Origin of the sequence: Roseivirga echinicomitans (genome assembly GCF_001592935.1) — a bacterium.
Taxonomy (GTDB): Bacteria; Bacteroidota; Bacteroidia; order Cytophagales; family Cyclobacteriaceae; genus Roseivirga; species Roseivirga echinicomitans.
Map to the genome: position 1 here is coordinate 254470 of NZ_LRDB01000003.1, position 18645 is coordinate 273114.

Here is an 18645-nt window from a genome sequence, read left to right on the forward strand (position 1 = left end):
ATAAGAAATGAATATTTAATTTTTTGCCCCATTTGTTGGTGATTCCGTCTAATTCGTATGCAAGATAAAATAAAAGCCAAACATAAGAATGTTTAGCTGTTAAAGCATTCTACTCTAATGTCTTCGTTTTTTAGCCTACCGACTTTGTAATTGATACTACTTTCGCTTCTTTTCTATAAGTTCTATTTCTTTCCTTCAGTTCTTCCTTGCGCTTATCAATCATCGATTTAAAAATAAGCTCCGTAATTGTTCCTAAAGTTAATGCAGTAACTATAAGTGCGGGAAGCACAATCGCATCTGAAAAACTTTTTAACACTAAAGTCAATAAAACAAAAATCACGTTTACGGTTACCAAAATACCCGTGGCCTGAGCGTGGTTGCAGCCCAAACGAAGAAGAATATGGTGTAAATGAGTCCTATCTGGATGCATTGGAGACTTCCCTCTCAGCATTCTCTTAATAAACACTCTCAAAGTATCATAAAGCGGTACAATTAATACTCCTATGGCTGGCCCAACAAATGCATCAAATCGGAAAGGGTGTGCTGCTTGGAGATTGTAGTTTAAATCAATAAATTTTATTGATACTATTGACAGAAAAAATCCAATCATCAAAGAGCCCGTATCACCCATGAATACTTTTGACGGAGCCCAGTTAAATTGTAAGAAAGCCAACAAGCCACCTAACAAAGAAAAAGAAAGAAAGGCGTAAGCATCAGCGCCTACTAAGTAGAACCAGATGCCAAAAAATAGGGTGCTAATTATACCAATAGAGCCAGCTAAGCCATCAATTCCATCAATGAGATTATATGCATTTGTTATGACAATGATTGTAAATACAGATAGGATGTAACTAAAAATCGTTGGAATTTCATATACTCCAAAAATTCCGTAAAGAGAAACAAGCCTAATATCGCAGACTGCTACTATAATAAGTGTTGATGCAATTTGGCCAAGAAGTTTCTGGAATGCCCTTAGATTAATCAAATCATCTCTAAAGCCAATTATGAACATTATGGTCAAGGCACTAATTACGTACTTGATCTCTTTAAGTCCGTCAAAAGGCATCCAAATAAAAAGCGAGATGGAAAACCCAATAAAGATTGCCAATCCCCCCATCGAAGGCGTATGTACAGTATGAATCTTTCGCCCTCCAGGAGTATCCAAAAAGTTACGCTTTTTGAACGCTTTGATAAAAACCGGAAAGATCAAAAAAGTTATTAAAAAAGAAGTACCTCCCAGTAGAAAAAACTGTTCCATTCAATTCTGTTATTCTCTGTAAAGTTAAACAGTTAAACCAAGTATTGAAAGGCGCGACATCAATTAATAAATAACTGAAGTCATTCGTTTAAAAAGATGGTTTAGGAGGAAGGGACTTAAATACTCTATAGGGCAAGTCCGAGCTTGAGAATAGTATTACCCAAGCTGTCAGAAAAATGATTTTTAAGTCCACCCACATTGAAGCTCTTTCTTGATACCACAACTCTAACTTGCCTTTATATGGAGCGATGGTGTTTTCGTAATAGGTATGGGGATCCAAATTACTATTAGAGATAAGAGACTCCTCATCTCTAAAAACAATAGAGCCAATACCCGTTAACCCCGGTTTTACATTGTAAACGAGCGCTCTCACCTCTTCAGAATAAGCATTAAATGTCTTATCAACCAATGGCCTTGGCCCCACTAAACTTATGTCCCCCAACAATATGTTAAATATTTGAGGTAGCTCATTGATCTTTGTCTTTCTCAAAAACCCACCCATTGGTGTAACTCTAGGATCATTTCTTAACGTTATGGATCCTGAACCCATATTTGGGCTGTCCTTAAGCATGGTCGCAAACTTAAGGATCTCAAAGTATTTGTTATTCAACCCTATTCTCTTCTGCTTATAAAATATGTAGCCTTCACCCGTCAATTTAAGCCCTATTATAATTGGGAGTAACAGCGGGAGAAGAATTATTATTGCTATTAAAGCGGCAGTTATGTCTAAAAGCCTTTTAAAAAATTTATACATAGTTACATGCTTTGATCCAAGTTTTTGCCCTTTTCGATATGATCAAAATTAGGAAGGTAAGCTTTCAAAACCTGAACCACACTCGCCTTTGATATCGTTTCTGAATTGAATGCTGACTCTAGATTAGAAAATATTTTCATTAATTCTTCTGCCGATTTTCTTTTTGTACTCTTTATTACCCCCAAACCAGAAAAACTATCAACATCCAACTCCTCATCGTCAGTATAAAATTCTTCAAAAGACTTTTCACCTGACGTATTCGATTCGAAAAAATATACTGGGTAAGTACTAGAATTGGCTTTCAACTGTGTAGCCTTTTCTCTCGCCTCCTCCTCAGTTGCGCAGATATCCGCTTCAAAACCCAATTCTTTTAACAAGCTTACCGCTATGGACGAAAAGGTTTTCATGTTCTTATTATAATCTAGCTTTGGGAAGAATATTTCTCCCGAATCACCTAAAAGACAAGCTAAAAGGCAAATTTGTCCTGACTCCTCAGGTGAGACAAAATACCTTTTAATATTCAATGGGCTTGAAAAGGGTTGTTGTTTGGCCAATCTCTCCATGAAACCAAAGGGAAGACTACCATTAGAAAATGCCACATTAGCAAACCTTGCTGTTGAAATTTGTAATTTATCAGAGTAGGCAAGAATTAAATCCTCCATTAGCTTTTTACTCGCCCCCATAACATTTACGGGGTTTGCAGCTTTATCTGTTGAGACGCAAAAGAAATGTTCAGGAGGGTTTTGAACCAACAGGTCTAAAAGTCCTTTTGCCTTGAGCACATTATTTTGAATCATTGCCTCAATGGAGTAATGATCTTTTTCACTTCTCACGTGTTTGTGAGCAGCAAAATTGGCAACAATATCAAAAGGGCCTGATGCAAGGAACATCTTCTTAAAAACAGGATCCGAAAAACTTATAGGATACGTTTTAAGGTCATCAGGCACATTAAGTCCTACCGAACTTCGAAGATCTCTAACAAGTTCTGTTAAACCGTTTTCATTAATATCAACAACGTAAAGCTTACTAATATTAAATTTCAGGAGTGCTTTTATAAAAGATGAGCCAATAGTCCCCGCTCCTCCAATAACCAAAGCCGATCTTCCTTCTGTTTTTTCAATTAGCCTTTCATGAAAAGTCAACAAATCCTTTGAGAAAAGGCTTTCCTTTCTCTCCGTTACATACTCTGATATAAATCGATCAACATTGAATAATTTACTCATTTCAATTGTTTTTAGCCATTAACCGAATCCCTTCTTCAAATGAATAGGGTGGTTCAAAGTTCAATATATTCCTCGTTGCACTATCATCGACTACGAGAGAGCCAAATAGCCTCTTATATATTTCAGGTGCAATTTTTTTTATCGTAAACCTCACCAGCCCTGGAATTGAAATCAGCTTGATTTGAATGTTCTTTCCTTTGGCAATTTCTGAGATTAGTCTTGAAGTAGACACTGGTTCGGAATCTTGAATTAAAAAAGTCCCTGACTTACTGGTTTCTATTACCCTGTCTAAAAGAGCTACAAGATTGTCCAGCCCCAGCATACTTCTCTTGTTATTAATATTCCCTAAAGGGATGTATTTTCTCTTTTCAACCAAGGCCATAAGTTTCTGCATGTTGCCCTTTACACCCTGCCCATAAATTAGTGGTGGACGAACAATAGAAATTCCAAAATCTCTAGATTCTAAATTTTTAAGCGCCTCTTCAGCCATGAGTTTACTCTTACCATAAGCATCATTTGGTCTACATGCTGTCTCTGGAGTGAGTAATTCATAATCATCTCCATATACCTTAATTGTGCTAACAAAAATAAAGTGACCTACTCCTGCTTGTTTGGCGGCTTCTGCCAATTTCTTAGTTAGCTCATAGTTCACTTCAAAATAAAGCGAGTCATCTGTCTTCTCCATTCGGTGAGCAATTCCTGCCAAGTGAAGAATTACGTCTACCCCCGATAAATTTAAGCCTTCGATCTGAACATTCTGGAGCGAAACCGTTTTTATTAAATATCTGTCCTTATTGTTGACACAGAAGCGTTGCCCAACAAAACCAGATGCGCCCGTTATAAGAACTGTCTTCATATCTCCTACTCCCCTTTATTGGCGCTGGCAATTATACTGTCAGCCATTTTTTCCATTATATTCTTGCGACTGAATGCGGATATGAACGTTGATCTTCTTTGATTTTTGAACTCAAAAGATTTAACCTTCGACACAAATGTTTCAACATCTCCAGGAGCAAAGAGAATATAATTTTCTAAATTTTTCTGAATAAAGTGACTAGAAAACCCGGCAACACCTGCAATTATGGGTTTATCATAGGCTCCGTATTCAAATATTTTTGATGGAAGCACTTTCTCAAAAGCTTTAAAATCATTTAAATGGAGAAAAAGAAAGTCTGACTTTATATAAAAATCCTTCAGCGCAGTTCTGCTCAGTGGCTCAACGAGTTCAATATTCGTACTTCCTATTTTTTCAATTTGATCTATTAGTTTGCCTTTTGCGCCCCCATCTCCAATGATTACAAACTTATAATTATCACCTAGCGCCTTAGCCGCTTGGGGTATAATTTTATGTAAACCCTGTCCCTCTCCAATATTACCAGCATAGGTTATGATAAACTGATCATTAATTCTCTCTTGGGATTTAGGGAGATTTAAGAATTCATCGTCAATTCCGTTCGTAAAAAATGAGTACGATGGGTTTTTGAATTTTGTAAAATACCCTTCAAAACCACCTGAAACGAGGTTAATATGATTGGCGTTTTTAAAGGTATATTTTTCAACTTTTCTGAGAACAGGCAAACTGAGCGTTTTCAATATTTTGCTCTCGAGCACCTCGTTCATTGTATCGGTAAAGATATCTCTTATATCAAGATAAAGATTGACCTTATGTTTATTCGCCAGGTATCTTCCTAAAAAGCCCGTAAAAAGACGTGAAGAGGACGCAAAGACCAAATCATAGTGATTTCCTTTAGTCAACTTCAATGCATTAAAGAAAAATGTTTTAAACGAATTAATTTGATCCAAAAAACCACTTTGATGATCTGGAATAGGGATTCGCTGAATAAATAGTTTGTCTCTTTGCTCAACCTCAAGAGCGTCTTCTTTGAAAGACTTATAACGATTTGGCATGGTAGTGATCACATGAACCTCATCACCTTCTTTGAGTTTTCTATTTAACTCGTAAGCCAAGGGTGTATTTCTAAATGATCCAGCACAAAGGTCTGGTTCGAAATAAAAAGTCAAATAAAGTATCTTCATAATTTATTCAAGCACTCTATTATCCTCTCTGCTGTTTTTCCATCCCATAATTTTGGAATCTCCCCCTTCTTCCAACTTCCTGAAAATAGCTTCGCCATCGCTGGCCCTATTGATTTTGGGTTTGTTCCTAAAAGCTCATTGGTTCCTAGCTCACAAGTCTCTGGTCTTTCAGTATTATCCCTGAGGGTCATACACGGAACGCCCATCACTGTTGTCTCCTCCGTTATCCCTCCTGAATCGGTAATCACAGCCTTCGCTCGTTCCACTAAGAAGTTAAATTCCAAATAAGGAAGTGGCTCGATCAAGTGTAAATTATCGTGTGTGATCCCTAGGTTTTCGAAAACTTTAGCAGTTCTTGGATGAATTGGAAAAACTAGAGGCATTCCCTGAGAATGATCTACAATTTCTTGTATTAGACCTTTTAACTTATGCTCCTCATCAACATTTGCAGGTCTATGCAAGGTCATCACAATGTAGTTTGACTCCTTAAGTTTTAATTCATCCCAAACCTCAGGCCTCATAAAACGCGACCGATTCTTAAGCAAAGTATCAATCATTGTATTACCCACGAAAAAGATTCTCTCGTCTTCAACGCCAGCCCTTTTCAAATTACTATTCGCTCGTTCAGAGGTAGTAAAAAAGTAGTCCGTTATACTATCGGTAACCATTCTATTTATCTCTTCGGGCATCGAAAGATCAAAAGAGCGAATACCTGCTTCCACGTGAGCCACCTTAATGTTTAATTTTTTTGCTGCAATCGAACAGGCCATTGTAGAGGTTACATCACCAACTACCAAGGTTAAATCACAAGGCTTTTCTAATAGAAGGGCCTCATACCTGACCATGATCTTAGCGGTTTGCTCTGCTTGGGTTCCAGAACCGGACTCTAAATTCACATCCGGATGAGGAATATTGAGTTGCTCAAAAAAGTCACCTGACATCTTCTTATCATAATGCTGCCCAGTGTGGACTAGTCTATATTTCAGTTTTGAACCACTATCTTCAGCTTTTTGAATAGCGTGAATTATTGGTGCAATCTTCATGAAATTAGGGCGAGCCCCAGCAATAATATCAATCAGCATATTGAATTTCTATTTGGTTTGTTTCACTTGGTTTCAGTACTAATTTTTTTGCTCCGATTAGACGGTTGAAACCATCAGCATATTCGTAACTCTCAAGTGCAAAGGAACGAAAGCCCTCTAACTTAATCCTTATATTATCTGCAAAAATATCATTTCCTGAAACTTTCAACTTAACATCGGGATGAAAATGCAGAGAAGAGACTGTATCCTCGATCAATGAACTGCTCCCCTTTAAAATATCTTCAACGTAAATAGCGCTTTGACTAGCGCTGAATTTTCGTTTAACACTTAGCCCTTTTTTTCCAAATCCATTATGCTCCGCCACAATTTCAGAGATCGAATCATTCAATACATGAACCTTTGCACGTTTAGCAACCCTAAACCCTCCCCATACTTCAGAGGAATTGGTGTTACCTAAAGAAACACAGTTATGAGAAATAGTTGACCTTTCTAATTGTCTTCTTTGGTTCTTTTCATAAGTAGAAATACCAACATCAACAATAAATGGTTTCCCATTAAGATTCAGCAAAAAATTTAACTCATCCGCATGTGCATGTCCTGGCTGATAAGAAGGGGTAATCCCTCCTATATCTACAACGAGTTCCATACGCTCATTAGAAAATTTCCTATACCCAGATTCTGAAAGAGATATCTCATTTTCCCAGTCAACTCCAAGTAGTTTTGCATAATCTAACAACTCTTGGGTTGTAGGAGCAATTCCCTTTGTAGCGTCTTTTAAGTAAGGAATTTCTCCATTTCTAAAAGTAATCGTATCAAGCCACGACAACATAGATTGAGCAACATCCTTGAGCTCTTTCAGCAATTCTTTAGACTTCCATGTATTATTTTGGACTAGATTGATAGTGTCGAGTAATCTAAAAAGCAGAATCTGGTGATACATTGGAGACCTCTCATAGTGCGCTCCATCCGAAAGAATTTGCTCGCTCAGTTGTGCCATTAAAAGCTTTTTGGCTTTCCTATAAAAGTTATCGTTTTCAAAATAATAGGCCCCAAAAAACAATGAAAATGCATTTTCTAGTAAATGATTTGCCAAAATATGGTACTCCAAATTTGACTCAAGAATTTTGAATTGCTTATAGAGACACTGGTCTATCTCATCCTCTTGAATGTTGTTAATTGATAGAAACTTTACCCAGTTAATTCCCCTTAAAGAGATGGGATAAGGCTCTAGTCCACCTTTCAAGCTATCATAGCTGTGACGGTAATTTTTAATGAACTTTTTACCAGAATCAGGACCAATTTTCGGGTCGAAAAGAAAATCGAAATAATTTAAATTGTAGTTCCATAGCTTGCCTTTCCCTTCATAATTCCAATCCACCTTTCCGATGAATTCGTGAGGTAGGTTTAGGAAAGAAAATCTCAAATCTTTCTCAGTCAACCATTCAATGCTGGTCGCCTCAGGGCTGAATGGAAAGGCTGCAAGCACAATCCGATCCTGAATTGGTTTATAACCCCGAAGTTTACCAAAAGAAATAGGGTCAAAGACCCTATTTCTAACCTTATAATATATTTGATAAAAAACCTGTATCCGTTTTAAGTGGATCACAGTATTAATCATCAATTTCAGTCTAGTCCACATCTACCCAAGCTCCCATTTTTAAACTTTCTACTGCCAAAATACTGGCCTTACTCACGTTAATAACTTCATTCACTGGGATAATAGGATTACCTCCCTTTTTAGCAAATTCGCTTAAACGTCTAAATTGTTCTACGTGGCCTTTATCTTGTTTAGTCTTTAATTTGCCAAAGCCTTTGGCACCAAAACCTTGAGTTATCCTAAAGTTATCACACACAAAAGTTCTTTCTTGAGAGTAAACCTCTATTCGTTCTTTTGAATATGACTTGGCTCCATTCGCAAAATAATTAATGGTCCCATTAGATCCATTTTCAAACCTTAAAAGAATAGAAGCATTGTCTGTATTTTCCTCTGGATTCTTGCCCATAGCGTTCATACAAACCGAAACTACCTGGCTACCCGTCAGATATACTAAAAGGTCTATATAATGGCATGCTTCTCCAATAATTCTACCACCACCAACTTCCATATCATGGATCCAAACATCTTTAGGGATAAAGCCGGCATTCATAGTGGCGCATACGTTAATAGGCCCACTGGCCTCTCCAAGTGCTTTTTTTATTTTCTCCATATGGGGAGAAAACCTTCGATTAAACCCTACCACCACTGACTTCTCCGACTTTTCGGCCTGAGCAATAATATCATCAACCTCAGTTAGCTTTAAAGCCAATGGTTTTTCAACAAAGACATGCTTACCCGCTTCTAAACAAGCCAATGCCATTGAAGCATGAAGATTATGCCGTGTTGTAATCAAAACCAACTTAACCTCATCATCCGCTAATATTTCTTTATAATCACTAGTTGCGAAATTAACCCCGAACTTGTTCGCTAGTGTTTTCGCACTTAAGCCGCCCGAGCTAGCAATGTATTTAACAGGGGTCTCGTTTTTCTTTAAGGCAGGCAAAATCATTGCATTGGTAAAATTGCCCGCACCAACGATTCCTAGTGCGCCACCTTTTCCTTTTCCAGCCCCTACTTCTACTTTCCTTATGGGGGTCTCTTCTTCATTACTATAAACCAGAATTGAAGCCACCGATTTAGAGGTACCTATATTTCCGTAAATCTTATCAAAGTCAGCAAGTGGTATTTCTTCGGTAATTAGAGGTTTTACATTCAGTTTTCCGTTAGAAATTGCACCCAAAACCGTTTGAAAATTTCTCTTTTCCGTCCAGCGAACAAACGGGAGTGGATAATCTTGTCCCTTTTGTTCATAGTCGTCATCATAACGACCAGGCCCATAGGAGCAAGACACTTGGAAAGTAAGCTCCTTTTCGTAAAAATCAGCTCTTGAAATATCCAAGCCAATTACACCAACAAGTACAATACGGCCGCGTTTCCGGCTCATTTTAGCCGAATTAGAAATAATGTCGTTCGTTTTATTTGAAGCGGTAATGATCACTCCATCGGCACCTACTCCATTGGTATGCTCTTCAACTATTTTTACTTGATCAGCCCCAGCACTGAGGTTAATGGCTTTAATACCTTTAGCCGTAGCTATATCTACTTTACTTTGATCGTAGTCAAAACCTATGACATCGCAGCCATTGGCGATCAATAATTCAGCTGTGATTAAACCTATCAAGCCAAGGCCGATAACCACTACAGTTTCGCCCATTGTTGGATTCAGAAGGCGAATGCCCTGAAGTCCAATAGCACCTATGATCGTAAATGAAGCCTCACTATAAGAGACATTGTCAGGAATTCTAGCAACAAGATTTTCAGGAATACAAACAAATTCAGCATGATTGCCATTTGAAGCTACCCTATCACCAACTTTGAATTCTTTAACCCCTTTACCGACAGCTACAATCTCACCTACATTGCAATAGCCCATGGGTAGCGGCTGGTTAAGCTTACTAAATACAGCCTCCAAGGTAGGCATCAAGCCATCTGTCTTAATTTTATCAAGCACCATCTTAACCTTGTCTGGCTGTTGACGTGCCTTAGATACTAAATTAGATTTGCCAAATTCAACAAGCATTCTTTCTGTACCTAGCGAAACCAAACTCCGTTGTGTCTTAATAAGAACAGCCCCAGTTTTTACTAATGGAGCTGGCACTTCTTCAAGAATAGTTTTGCCTGTTTTTAGGTCTTGTATTATTTGCTTCATCAATTAATTCTTCCTTTTGAAAACTGTCTCACCCAACTATCAATGGCCAATATTGCCCAAATAGAATAAGATGCGTCAATATCTCCTTTTTTATTGCTTTCAACTAGAGCATTTACTTGAGCGTAGTCAAAAATGTTAAATTTCTCAATATTTTCTCTGCTCAGCCTCGATTCAACTAACGCTGACAAGTCTTCTGTAATCCATTTTCTAACAGGCGCACCAAAACCTGCTTTGGAACGATATATTACCTCCATTGGTAAGTACCTCTCTGCGACTTTCTTGAGTATATATTTTGTGACGTTATTCTTAAGCTTAAACTCGGGAGGTATCTTATAACTAAAGTCAACTAAATCATTATCCAAAAATGGCACTCTTATTTCGACTCCAGCTGCCATTCCCATTTTATCGGTATAATTGAAGTTATGGTCAACCAAAAAGGAACTCATCTCCAAGTGGAGCATTTGATTCAGTGAGTTGTGTTCTTTAGGAATCTCATTAACCTTAGACCTAAAAAAGCTATACTCATCAAGTTTATCTAGCTTCTCTTTAGCGTCTGCTTTAAAAAGGCTTTTTACAGTTCTCCAGTCAAGCCAATCAAAATAAGTAAATAGTCTGTCCTTCTTAGGTTTTCTAAGCGTACCTAAAAGTTTTTTTACCCTTCGTTTATTCGGGGTACTGGGTTTTAGTAGACTAGCAAAACCACCTGTAATATTTAGTATAAACTGAGGTATCTTTGAGATTTTCGCCTCATATTTTAACATCTGATGTCTTCTGTAGCCAGAAAACACATCATCTCCTCCAGCGCCACCAATCAATACTTTGAAGCCCATTTCAGCAGCCCTCTTGGAGATGTTTAGTACATTCAAAGGCGCGGGGTCGGCCTGAGGTTCATCCAAATGCCAAATCATGCTATCAAAATCCTTGGCAATATCAACGTCTGATGATACTACTTCTAGTTTGACACCTAAGTGATCGGCAACTATTCTAGCATAATCCAGATCATTACTAAAACCTTCGCTTTTAGCAAAGGTAGTAGTATCAATAGTAAAGCACTGAATATCTTCAGAAGGACGTAACTTTCTTGCTATCGCGACCAAAAGACTACTATCGAGGCCACCGGAAAGGAAGAACCCTACAGGAACATCGGACAAAAGTTGTCGCTGAACTGCTTGAACCAATAGAGCATCTAGGCTATCAACTAGTTCATCCTCAGTTGCAAGATGCCTGGTTCCATCGAACTTATTTGTTTGGATAAATTTTGACTCAGTACTGATTACCCCATTATTATTGGAGATTGTACAATACTCACCAGGGAGCATTTTCTTTATCTGCTTTGAAGGAGTTCCTTTACCTGGAGACCAAAGAAATTTTATGTAGTTGGCAATCGCCCCATAGTCTAATTCATTTGAGTCAAACTCAAGCGCTTTTAACTCAGACGAGAATTGAAATTCATTATCAACAAAACTGTAATACAAAGGCTTCACACCAAACCTATCTCTCACCAAAACAGCCTTTTCTGTTATAAGGTCATATATGCAGAGCGCAAATATTCCGTTGAGCATCTCAAATACTTGAGTACCATACATTAAATAGCCTTCAAGAACGGTTTCAGTATCAGAAGTCGACTTAAACGTTACTCCTTTTTCTTCAAGTCCCTTTCTAATTTCCCAGTGATTATATATTTCACCGTTGAAAACCATTACCGTATTTCCGTCCTTAGATAGAAACGGTTGGTGGGCCATTTCACTAACATCTTGAATAGAGAGCCTTACATGCCCAAGGATAGCATTCTTATGTTCAAACCAACCGGTATCATCTGGTCCTCTATGTTTTATGAGGTCGAGTACCTTCCGATCAATTTTCTTATTAAAAGCTCCAACTATGCCGCACATAAAACTTAAAATCTATAAATACATTCCAATGAATAAGTACTTTAAAAATAGTACGACAAGATAATTTTGGCTCATTTTTTTTCTAAATCTAACATCAGAAATAGGCCGTTATTTCGCATAAAAGCTTTGAAAAAACGTCTTGGCCATATTTTTCTCGCGCCAGTCAAAACAGCCCCTTTATGCCTTTGTCCAGCCTGAGAGGTTAGTAAATCACCATGAGTTAATGGAGAGGTAATAGAGTTGATTTTAAACTTATGAAAAAGTTCACGTGCCTCTTTATAAGAGTAAGCTTTTGTTCCAGGACTTTCCAAATATTGATGATAAATTTTATTGAGACCAATAAAAGGTCTAAAAGCGAACAAGCCATACCTTAACCACAACATGAAGCCAACTAAGCTGTGTTTATGGTATATCATTATTTTACATTTCCCATTTTCCTTCAGCACCCGATGAATTTCATCTACCACCCTTGGTGTATTTGGAGAATGGTGTATTACACCCCAGGAGTAGATCATTTCAAATGATTCATTCTCAAAAGGTAAATTTTCAGCATCAGCGATCGAAAGATCAGAAGTCAATCCAAGTAATTCAAACCTCCTTTTTGTATGACCTACAGCCCGTTCCGTTAAATCAATACCCGTTAGTATTGCACCATTTTGTGCCAAAAGCATGTGGTCTGACCCTAAGCCCACTCCTATTTCTAGGGTCTTCTTATCTTTAAATGATTCAAATTGACCAAAATCTAGAATCTCTGGTTCCAGTTCATATCTTATCTTCGATTGACCTAAATAATCATCTTTAGAAAAGCCCTCAAGGAACAACTTCTCCCCACAAGAGCTTTCATTCCAGAAATCTCGTACTTCATTTTTTAAGTTATCTGTCACCATAAGAATTTACCTAGGAGCCAAAGACTGTTTGATCCACAAGTTCTAAATCACCTGTTCTAATTCTAGATAGCATTTTTTTGAGCTAATTTTTTGGCCAACACCTTCTTATCAAACATTCCATAAATCAGCCAAATGGGTGGATAAACGATGGGTAGACTAAACATAAGTCCAATTAAGACAAGGAAGACGGTAAACAGTCCCGCCTGCTTAAAATCTAATCCTGACAAAATTAGCATCAAATATAGAAGGAAGAAAATACCGTATTCGAACAAATATTTCCCGAAAGAAGACACGGAGTCGCTAGATATTTCATACAACAACCTAGATCTCATGTGGGCGGGGTAAATATCTTCTAAACCGTTATCTAAATAAACATGTTGGGCTTGAGTCGTAAAGGAACCACTACCTCGTCCCAATGGCTTTTCATATGCCCCATATAAACCAACCATGATAGGATTCACTCGATTTGACAAAGATGAAACACGCAGAAGGTCTTTTGGTGATGTTGACTTTAGCAAGCTTACTAAATCAGATAACCCTTTATTTCCACTTATTGGGTCAGTAGTAGCAACAAAAACGCCAAGGCCTATTCCCATAAATAAACCTATGTACCAGTATTTCTTGATATAACCTGTGAATTGTGATGCCGTGAATAAAAAGAGCAATACATAGCCTCCTCCCGACTTCGAAAGAAGAATCATAAATACACAAGCAGCAAACCTGTAATAGTAAAATTTATCTTTCTTTTCGCCCTTATAAAACCAATTCTGAATGACCAAAATATAGATACAAATTATCCCTAGAAAGCTTGGCTCAGGTGCTAAAGAAGTAACCCCTCTTCCGGTACTTGCCGAGTATTTGACCTCTCTAATGAAGTGTTCGAAAATAAGACTAAATATTGTTGGCGAAATAAACTGTATGATTGCTCCAACCAGGTAAATGATAATTACTGCGGAAAGAATTTTCTTGCTGAAGTACCCGTTATATCTCTTTGCTATATAAAAAACGCCAAAGCTATATAACGGCCCTATCGCTTTTCTCAGCTGATATGTTGACTCATTAATGTTGATATAAAAAATGAACAAAAGACATAAACCAAAAATCACCAATTCACGCTTGTCCACAATAAATTTATCCTTCATTAGAAGAATAAAAAGAACGGCATACCCAATCAGTCCTGTAAGGATTTGAACATCTGAACCAAGTGGTACAGGTGAAACGTAGGGCATTAAGGCAAAAAAGAAAAAGATATTAAGAATAACCTCTTTAGAAAAAACGGGGTTAATGTTGAACCTAAGGTTCAACTTCTTTAAATCAAATTTTGTCGTTAGCACTTTTATTAACATCATCTAATTCGCAAGTAGCCTTAGGTAAACCTCATTCATTTCTCTGGCGGCCAAATCTTGAGCACATATCTGGATATACTTTTCCTTTGCGGCTTCTCCAAAAGCCTTCAACTTACTTCTATCTCGTTCTAAACAAACTATACCATTAACCAATTCCTTATAGTTCTTCTCATTAATCACTAAGCCATTTACTTCATGTTCAACCAAATCATCTATCTTATGATAAAGTGCTAGAATTGAAGGAATCCCATATATTCCAGCTTCGAAAACAGACCTTGGTGTGCCGTTCAAATGCATTGGGGCAATGAGCAAATGGCAATTTTGAATTTCAGACTTGATATCTCTAACCTGCCCCAACAAGGTAACATTTTTAAGTTCGTATTCTTGTATTGCTTTTCTCATCCTATTCTCATAATCAGGATAGACATTAAGCAGGTTTAACAATCTTCCAAACAAACTTTTAAAAAAAGCTTGTGATTTAATATTAGAACCAATTATTACAAATTGAATGTTCAGGTTTGCTCTTAATTCAATTATGGCCTTTAAGGTTTCTTCTACACCTTTTTGCTTGTAAAAATTGGCAAGAAACAACACTTTGAAAACTTGACTATCATAATTGATTGCGCTAATTCGATTAGCCTCATTTTCATCTAATTGAATGGGATTATAAATAACGCTCTTATGGAGTATTTCAGGGTACTGATAAGCAACACTTTTAGTAATGCAAATCAATTGATCAACAAACCTATTGCATTGATTTGTGAAGAGTTTTAGCAGTAATTTGTATTTTCTATTTGGGACGGTTCTTGCATGCATTACGACAGGAATTCGCAGCTCTTGCTTCACCCTTTTCGCCAAAGAAAACATCCCAATTTCATTTAGGTGAACTATGTCTGGTCCTATTTCTCTTATTATGGCAACAACTTTAGCTACTTCTTTATAATAAAAAAACGATTTTAGGTTGACAAAAATCGTTCTTATATATCCAAAGTTTTCTGCGGTAAAAAGTACAGGGATCCCTCTAATTTCGTAAACATGAGGCGTTAACAATTTGAACTTGTCTACCATTTCTCCTTGTTGAGTAATGATGTGAATCTCATGTTCCAATACTAATTTGGACAACAAAAAATAAAGACTATTCCCTGCTCCTCCAGTGGAGCCACAGTGATGGACATAAACTATTTTCATGTTGTGCTATAATCGATTGTACAACTGGATTAGTTTTTCTTCTTGTAGCAACCAACTGTATTTAGCAGATGTTGCAGATGTATTTGCCTTAAAGAAATCAAGGTCTTTGCTATTCATTAGATCAACAGCATTCTTAAATCCCTCCTCAGTATTTTCACTTGCAACGACTCCAACTTTATTGGTCTCAACAAGCTTCTTCATTTCTGGAAGGTTTGAGCAGATAACTGGCAATCCACAAGAAATATACTCGAATAGTTTGTTTGGGAGACAGTACCGATCAGATAAAGAGATATCCTGAATAAATGAAATCCCTACATCTGCGGAGGAAGTGTAATTTAAAAATTCATTTGGATCCACAAAGTCGTGAAAATAAATATTCCCTTGTTCGCGGTAATCGTCAATGAGTTCTTTTAACTTCCCCTTCCCCATAAAAACGATAACGTTCTTGTCTGAATCAAGCTTGCTGAAAGTCTTAAGTAATATCTCTACTCCTCTCCCTGGCATCAAGTATCCTTGATATAAAAAGATCCTCTGGTCGGGTCTAATCTCCAGTTTTTCTCGAAATAAATTATACTTTTTACCCGTATCTCTTGTAATCTTTGGGACATTTAAAAGCACTGTTGGCTGTTCAATTCCATAGAGTCTTACATACTCATTGGCAATTGTATCACTTACCGTAATGACCCCTGAAACCTCTTTGATAAGCTTTCTTTCCAAGAATTGATATATCTTCTTTCGAAAGCCTTTGATACCATTCGCTTCAGTTTCATATTCATGTGCATCGTACACAATAGCAGCATCTTTATGAGCTAAGCGTTTGATAAGGCTTGCCACCACCAACCCTTGCAAGTCATTCGCATGAATAACCTCACATTTTATCTTTTTAGCCCTAAAAACCGACCGAAAGATAAACTCCATTGTTTTAAACAAGTTAAAAACAAAAAAAGAGGGTAGTCTTTGTGCAAAAAGTGAAATATAGACCGTACTAAACTGATAATGGGTAGTCGTTTGTTTTCTTGAATCAGGGCAAATCAGACTTACTTGATGGCCATGACTGGCCAGCGCATTTGTATAATTTATGACCCTGTTATCATTCGCTATTTCCTTTGTCGTTAAAGCTAATATGTTCTTACCCATCAAAAACTAACTATTCAGTAGGTCATTAAAATGATTTCTAATCGTAGTTACAATAAACCTAAACTTGGTCTAAAGTGTATACAACTTTGGGATCTTATTGACCACTGTAATCGCCTCCTTAAAATCAATACCTACTGCGTCTAGATACCACCTTATGTTTTGATACCTCGGCTGATTCTCATCCTCTACTAATTCGAGAGCTTTTTCTCTCGTCATCTGCCCCTCTCTTATCTGATTACTCCTAAATGTATCATGCTCTGTAAAGCCAGCCACTACATAGTAAATATAGTTATAGAAAGCAGCCGTACCATCTCCAATTCTCCAAGTAGTAGTTGTATCAGGCGCTAACTCCCAATCATAGGTAGCAAGAGTTTCATCAATTTCTGTTTCATCCCATCTGAAGAAATCAAAAATATGGTAGTAATCACTTTTCTCTGTAAAACTCCTGTAGTATTCTCCAGAGAGCGTATCCCATAAAGACCTATTAAAATACCCTGGTGACTTCATCATTGCTTTCATACGAAGAAATTGATATCTCAACTGCTTCATAGCTCCGTGACTATATACTCGCTCCTCTTCAAAATCCGGAGGAACGCCTAAAAAGCCAGATTTAAAATGGGTCACTTCTAGTGGGTTAACGCCCCATAAGTTGAGCCCAATTCCCGTTTGCTGTTTTATTGTCTCTACATGCCTAAAAAAGTGCTTGTCGCCTGCCGTGAGGATACTGATCATGCCCAAATGAGGTGACTTAAGCCAAGCCTTAAGGTTCATCTCTATATATTTTCGCTTCTTCGTAATATCATCAGCCACTATAATATTTTCAACACCCATTTCGGCACACATTCGGCTTATATTTCTTCTGCCCAAATCTGTCACCATACCCCAATCATAGGTATAAGTAATTGGTTTCATTTTAAGCTCCTTGACAATCAAATGCAGCCCAAAACAACTATCTCTACCTCCTGAAAATGGAACAATACAGTCATTCCCTTCCTTTCGTCTGTATGGCTCTACTAACTTGAACAATTCCTCTTTAGGTCTCGGAACATTTCTTAGTTTGTAGTTATTACAATAGTTGCAAACACCCTTATCATCAAAACGGATATAAGGCATCGTCTCTGGAAGAATACATTTGGTGCACCTCTTCAAATTTGGCTTCGGGTATTCTAGTAGCTTTTCTTCTGAAGACAAAAGTGGCAAATCAGCAATCAGATTGGTTTTTCTACCTGCTTTATCAGATACGTCCATGGCCTTATCAGACACTGCAATGTCAATAAAAACACCAGTCTTTATCTTCTTAATATCCTTACAGCCCATCTGAACCAATGGATAACTCTCAGAAGCAAAAATCTGTCTCCCCTCATTTTGCCCCAAATACAAACTACCATTGTTTGAAAACAGGCAGAGCTTACCAAGTTTTGGTAATACCAATGCACAAGCAACAATCCCCTCACACAAATCAAGTATCTTTTCAGGAATGCTCTCAAGGGTATCTCCGTTTTCAACACATTCTGCCGCAATGGCAGCAATCACTTCTGTATCTATCTGAAGCTTTCTTTCCTTGTTAATTTTAGACCAGATCGATTCATGGTTAACCACAATACCGTTATGAATTACTGCTACTCCATCTCGTACCACAGGCTGGTTGTCGGATAGGCCGTTCGTAATCAATCTGCTATGCCCCATAACCATACTAGAGGATTTCAGCTTGACTTCCTTTAAAAGTTTGCTTATCGCATAATCAGCGCGTTTAACAATATAATCTGAGCCGTCCGTAAAAATTAAACCACTCGAATCCATGCCTCTTTGCTGGGAGTGATTAACTAAGACTTGCAGTTCCTTTTTATCGACTGGAGCCGAGGAAATGATACCGAATATGCCACACATGTGCTAGATTTTTGATTGTTTCAAATGAATTGATAAAAAGACTATCAAGTGTTCTTCTTAATCAGACCGCGAAGTTAATCTAATTATGGAATTAGTAAACCATGTAATCAATGATATTACCATTAACAAACCACTTAGAATTTTATAAGTGATTTTTGTTTTCAAAATTTTTATAAAGATCGAAAAGTATTTTTTCTTGAGTACCCCAATTGAACAAAGCTCTTGCTTTTAGTATATGCTCAGCTAG

14 protein-coding genes are annotated in these 18645 nt (G+C 37.4%); all 14 read right to left on the minus strand.

Going from position 1 to position 18645, the window contains the following annotated elements; translation table 11 throughout:
- Positions 1 to 130 precede the first annotated feature (130 nt).
- Positions 131 to 1258 carry a glycosyltransferase family 4 protein gene (locus tag AWN68_RS06115; protein ID WP_068412790.1) on the minus strand — a complete coding sequence of 376 codons (1128 nt, stop codon included), beginning with the start codon at positions 1256 to 1258 and terminating at the stop codon, positions 131 to 133.
- An 88-nt stretch (positions 1259 to 1346) separates the two neighbouring features.
- Complete coding sequence (locus AWN68_RS06120; RefSeq protein WP_068412793.1) at positions 1347 to 2012, minus strand: sugar transferase; 666 nt, start codon at positions 2010 to 2012, stop codon at positions 1347 to 1349.
- Between the two features lie 2 nt (positions 2013 to 2014).
- On the minus strand, positions 2015 to 3235 hold the full coding sequence (locus tag AWN68_RS06125; RefSeq protein WP_068412795.1) for a polysaccharide biosynthesis protein: 1221 nt from the start codon (positions 3233 to 3235) through the stop codon (positions 2015 to 2017).
- A 1-nt stretch (position 3236) separates the two neighbouring features.
- The gene (locus AWN68_RS06130; RefSeq protein WP_068412796.1) at positions 3237 to 4091 is read right to left on the minus strand and encodes an NAD-dependent epimerase/dehydratase family protein; all 855 of its coding nucleotides are present in this window, start codon (positions 4089 to 4091) and stop codon (positions 3237 to 3239) included.
- Positions 4092 to 4096: 5 nt separating this feature from the next.
- Positions 4097 to 5272, minus strand: coding sequence for a glycosyltransferase family 4 protein (locus AWN68_RS06135; RefSeq protein ID WP_068412797.1), 1176 nt, complete (start codon positions 5270 to 5272; stop codon positions 4097 to 4099).
- Complete coding sequence (wecB, locus tag AWN68_RS06140) at positions 5269 to 6354, minus strand: non-hydrolyzing UDP-N-acetylglucosamine 2-epimerase (RefSeq protein WP_068412801.1); 1086 nt, start codon at positions 6352 to 6354, stop codon at positions 5269 to 5271. The genes AWN68_RS06135 and wecB overlap by 4 nt, the downstream gene beginning before the upstream one ends.
- Positions 6344 to 7933: an alginate lyase family protein gene (locus AWN68_RS06145; protein ID WP_172796041.1), complete on the minus strand. Its 1590-nt coding sequence runs from the start codon at positions 7931 to 7933 to the stop codon at positions 6344 to 6346. The genes wecB and AWN68_RS06145 overlap by 11 nt, the downstream gene beginning before the upstream one ends.
- Before the next feature lie 10 nt (positions 7934 to 7943).
- On the minus strand, positions 7944 to 10061 hold the full coding sequence (locus AWN68_RS06150; RefSeq protein WP_068412806.1) for a bi-domain-containing oxidoreductase: 2118 nt from the start codon (positions 10059 to 10061) through the stop codon (positions 7944 to 7946).
- On the minus strand, positions 10061 to 11953 hold the full coding sequence (gene asnB, locus AWN68_RS06155) for an asparagine synthase (glutamine-hydrolyzing) (protein WP_068412809.1): 1893 nt from the start codon (positions 11951 to 11953) through the stop codon (positions 10061 to 10063). The genes AWN68_RS06150 and asnB overlap by 1 nt, the downstream gene beginning before the upstream one ends.
- 71 nt (positions 11954 to 12024) lie before the next feature.
- Positions 12025 to 12840, minus strand: a complete 816-nt coding sequence (locus AWN68_RS06160; RefSeq protein WP_068412810.1) for a class I SAM-dependent methyltransferase — start codon at positions 12838 to 12840, stop codon at positions 12025 to 12027.
- A gap of 62 nt (positions 12841 to 12902) precedes the next feature.
- Complete coding sequence (locus AWN68_RS06165) at positions 12903 to 14189, minus strand: hypothetical protein (protein ID WP_068412812.1); 1287 nt, start codon at positions 14187 to 14189, stop codon at positions 12903 to 12905.
- A complete protein-coding gene (locus AWN68_RS06170; RefSeq protein ID WP_084362778.1) occupies positions 14190 to 15374 on the minus strand; it encodes a glycosyltransferase family 4 protein in 1185 nt (394 codons plus the stop codon).
- A gap of 6 nt (positions 15375 to 15380) precedes the next feature.
- On the minus strand, positions 15381 to 16511 hold the full coding sequence (locus AWN68_RS06175) for a glycosyltransferase family 4 protein (RefSeq protein ID WP_068412816.1): 1131 nt from the start codon (positions 16509 to 16511) through the stop codon (positions 15381 to 15383).
- A gap of 69 nt (positions 16512 to 16580) precedes the next feature.
- Positions 16581 to 18398, minus strand: a complete 1818-nt coding sequence (locus tag AWN68_RS06180) for a glucosamine 6-phosphate synthetase (protein WP_068412818.1) — start codon at positions 18396 to 18398, stop codon at positions 16581 to 16583.
- Positions 18399 to 18645: the final 247 nt, after the last annotated feature.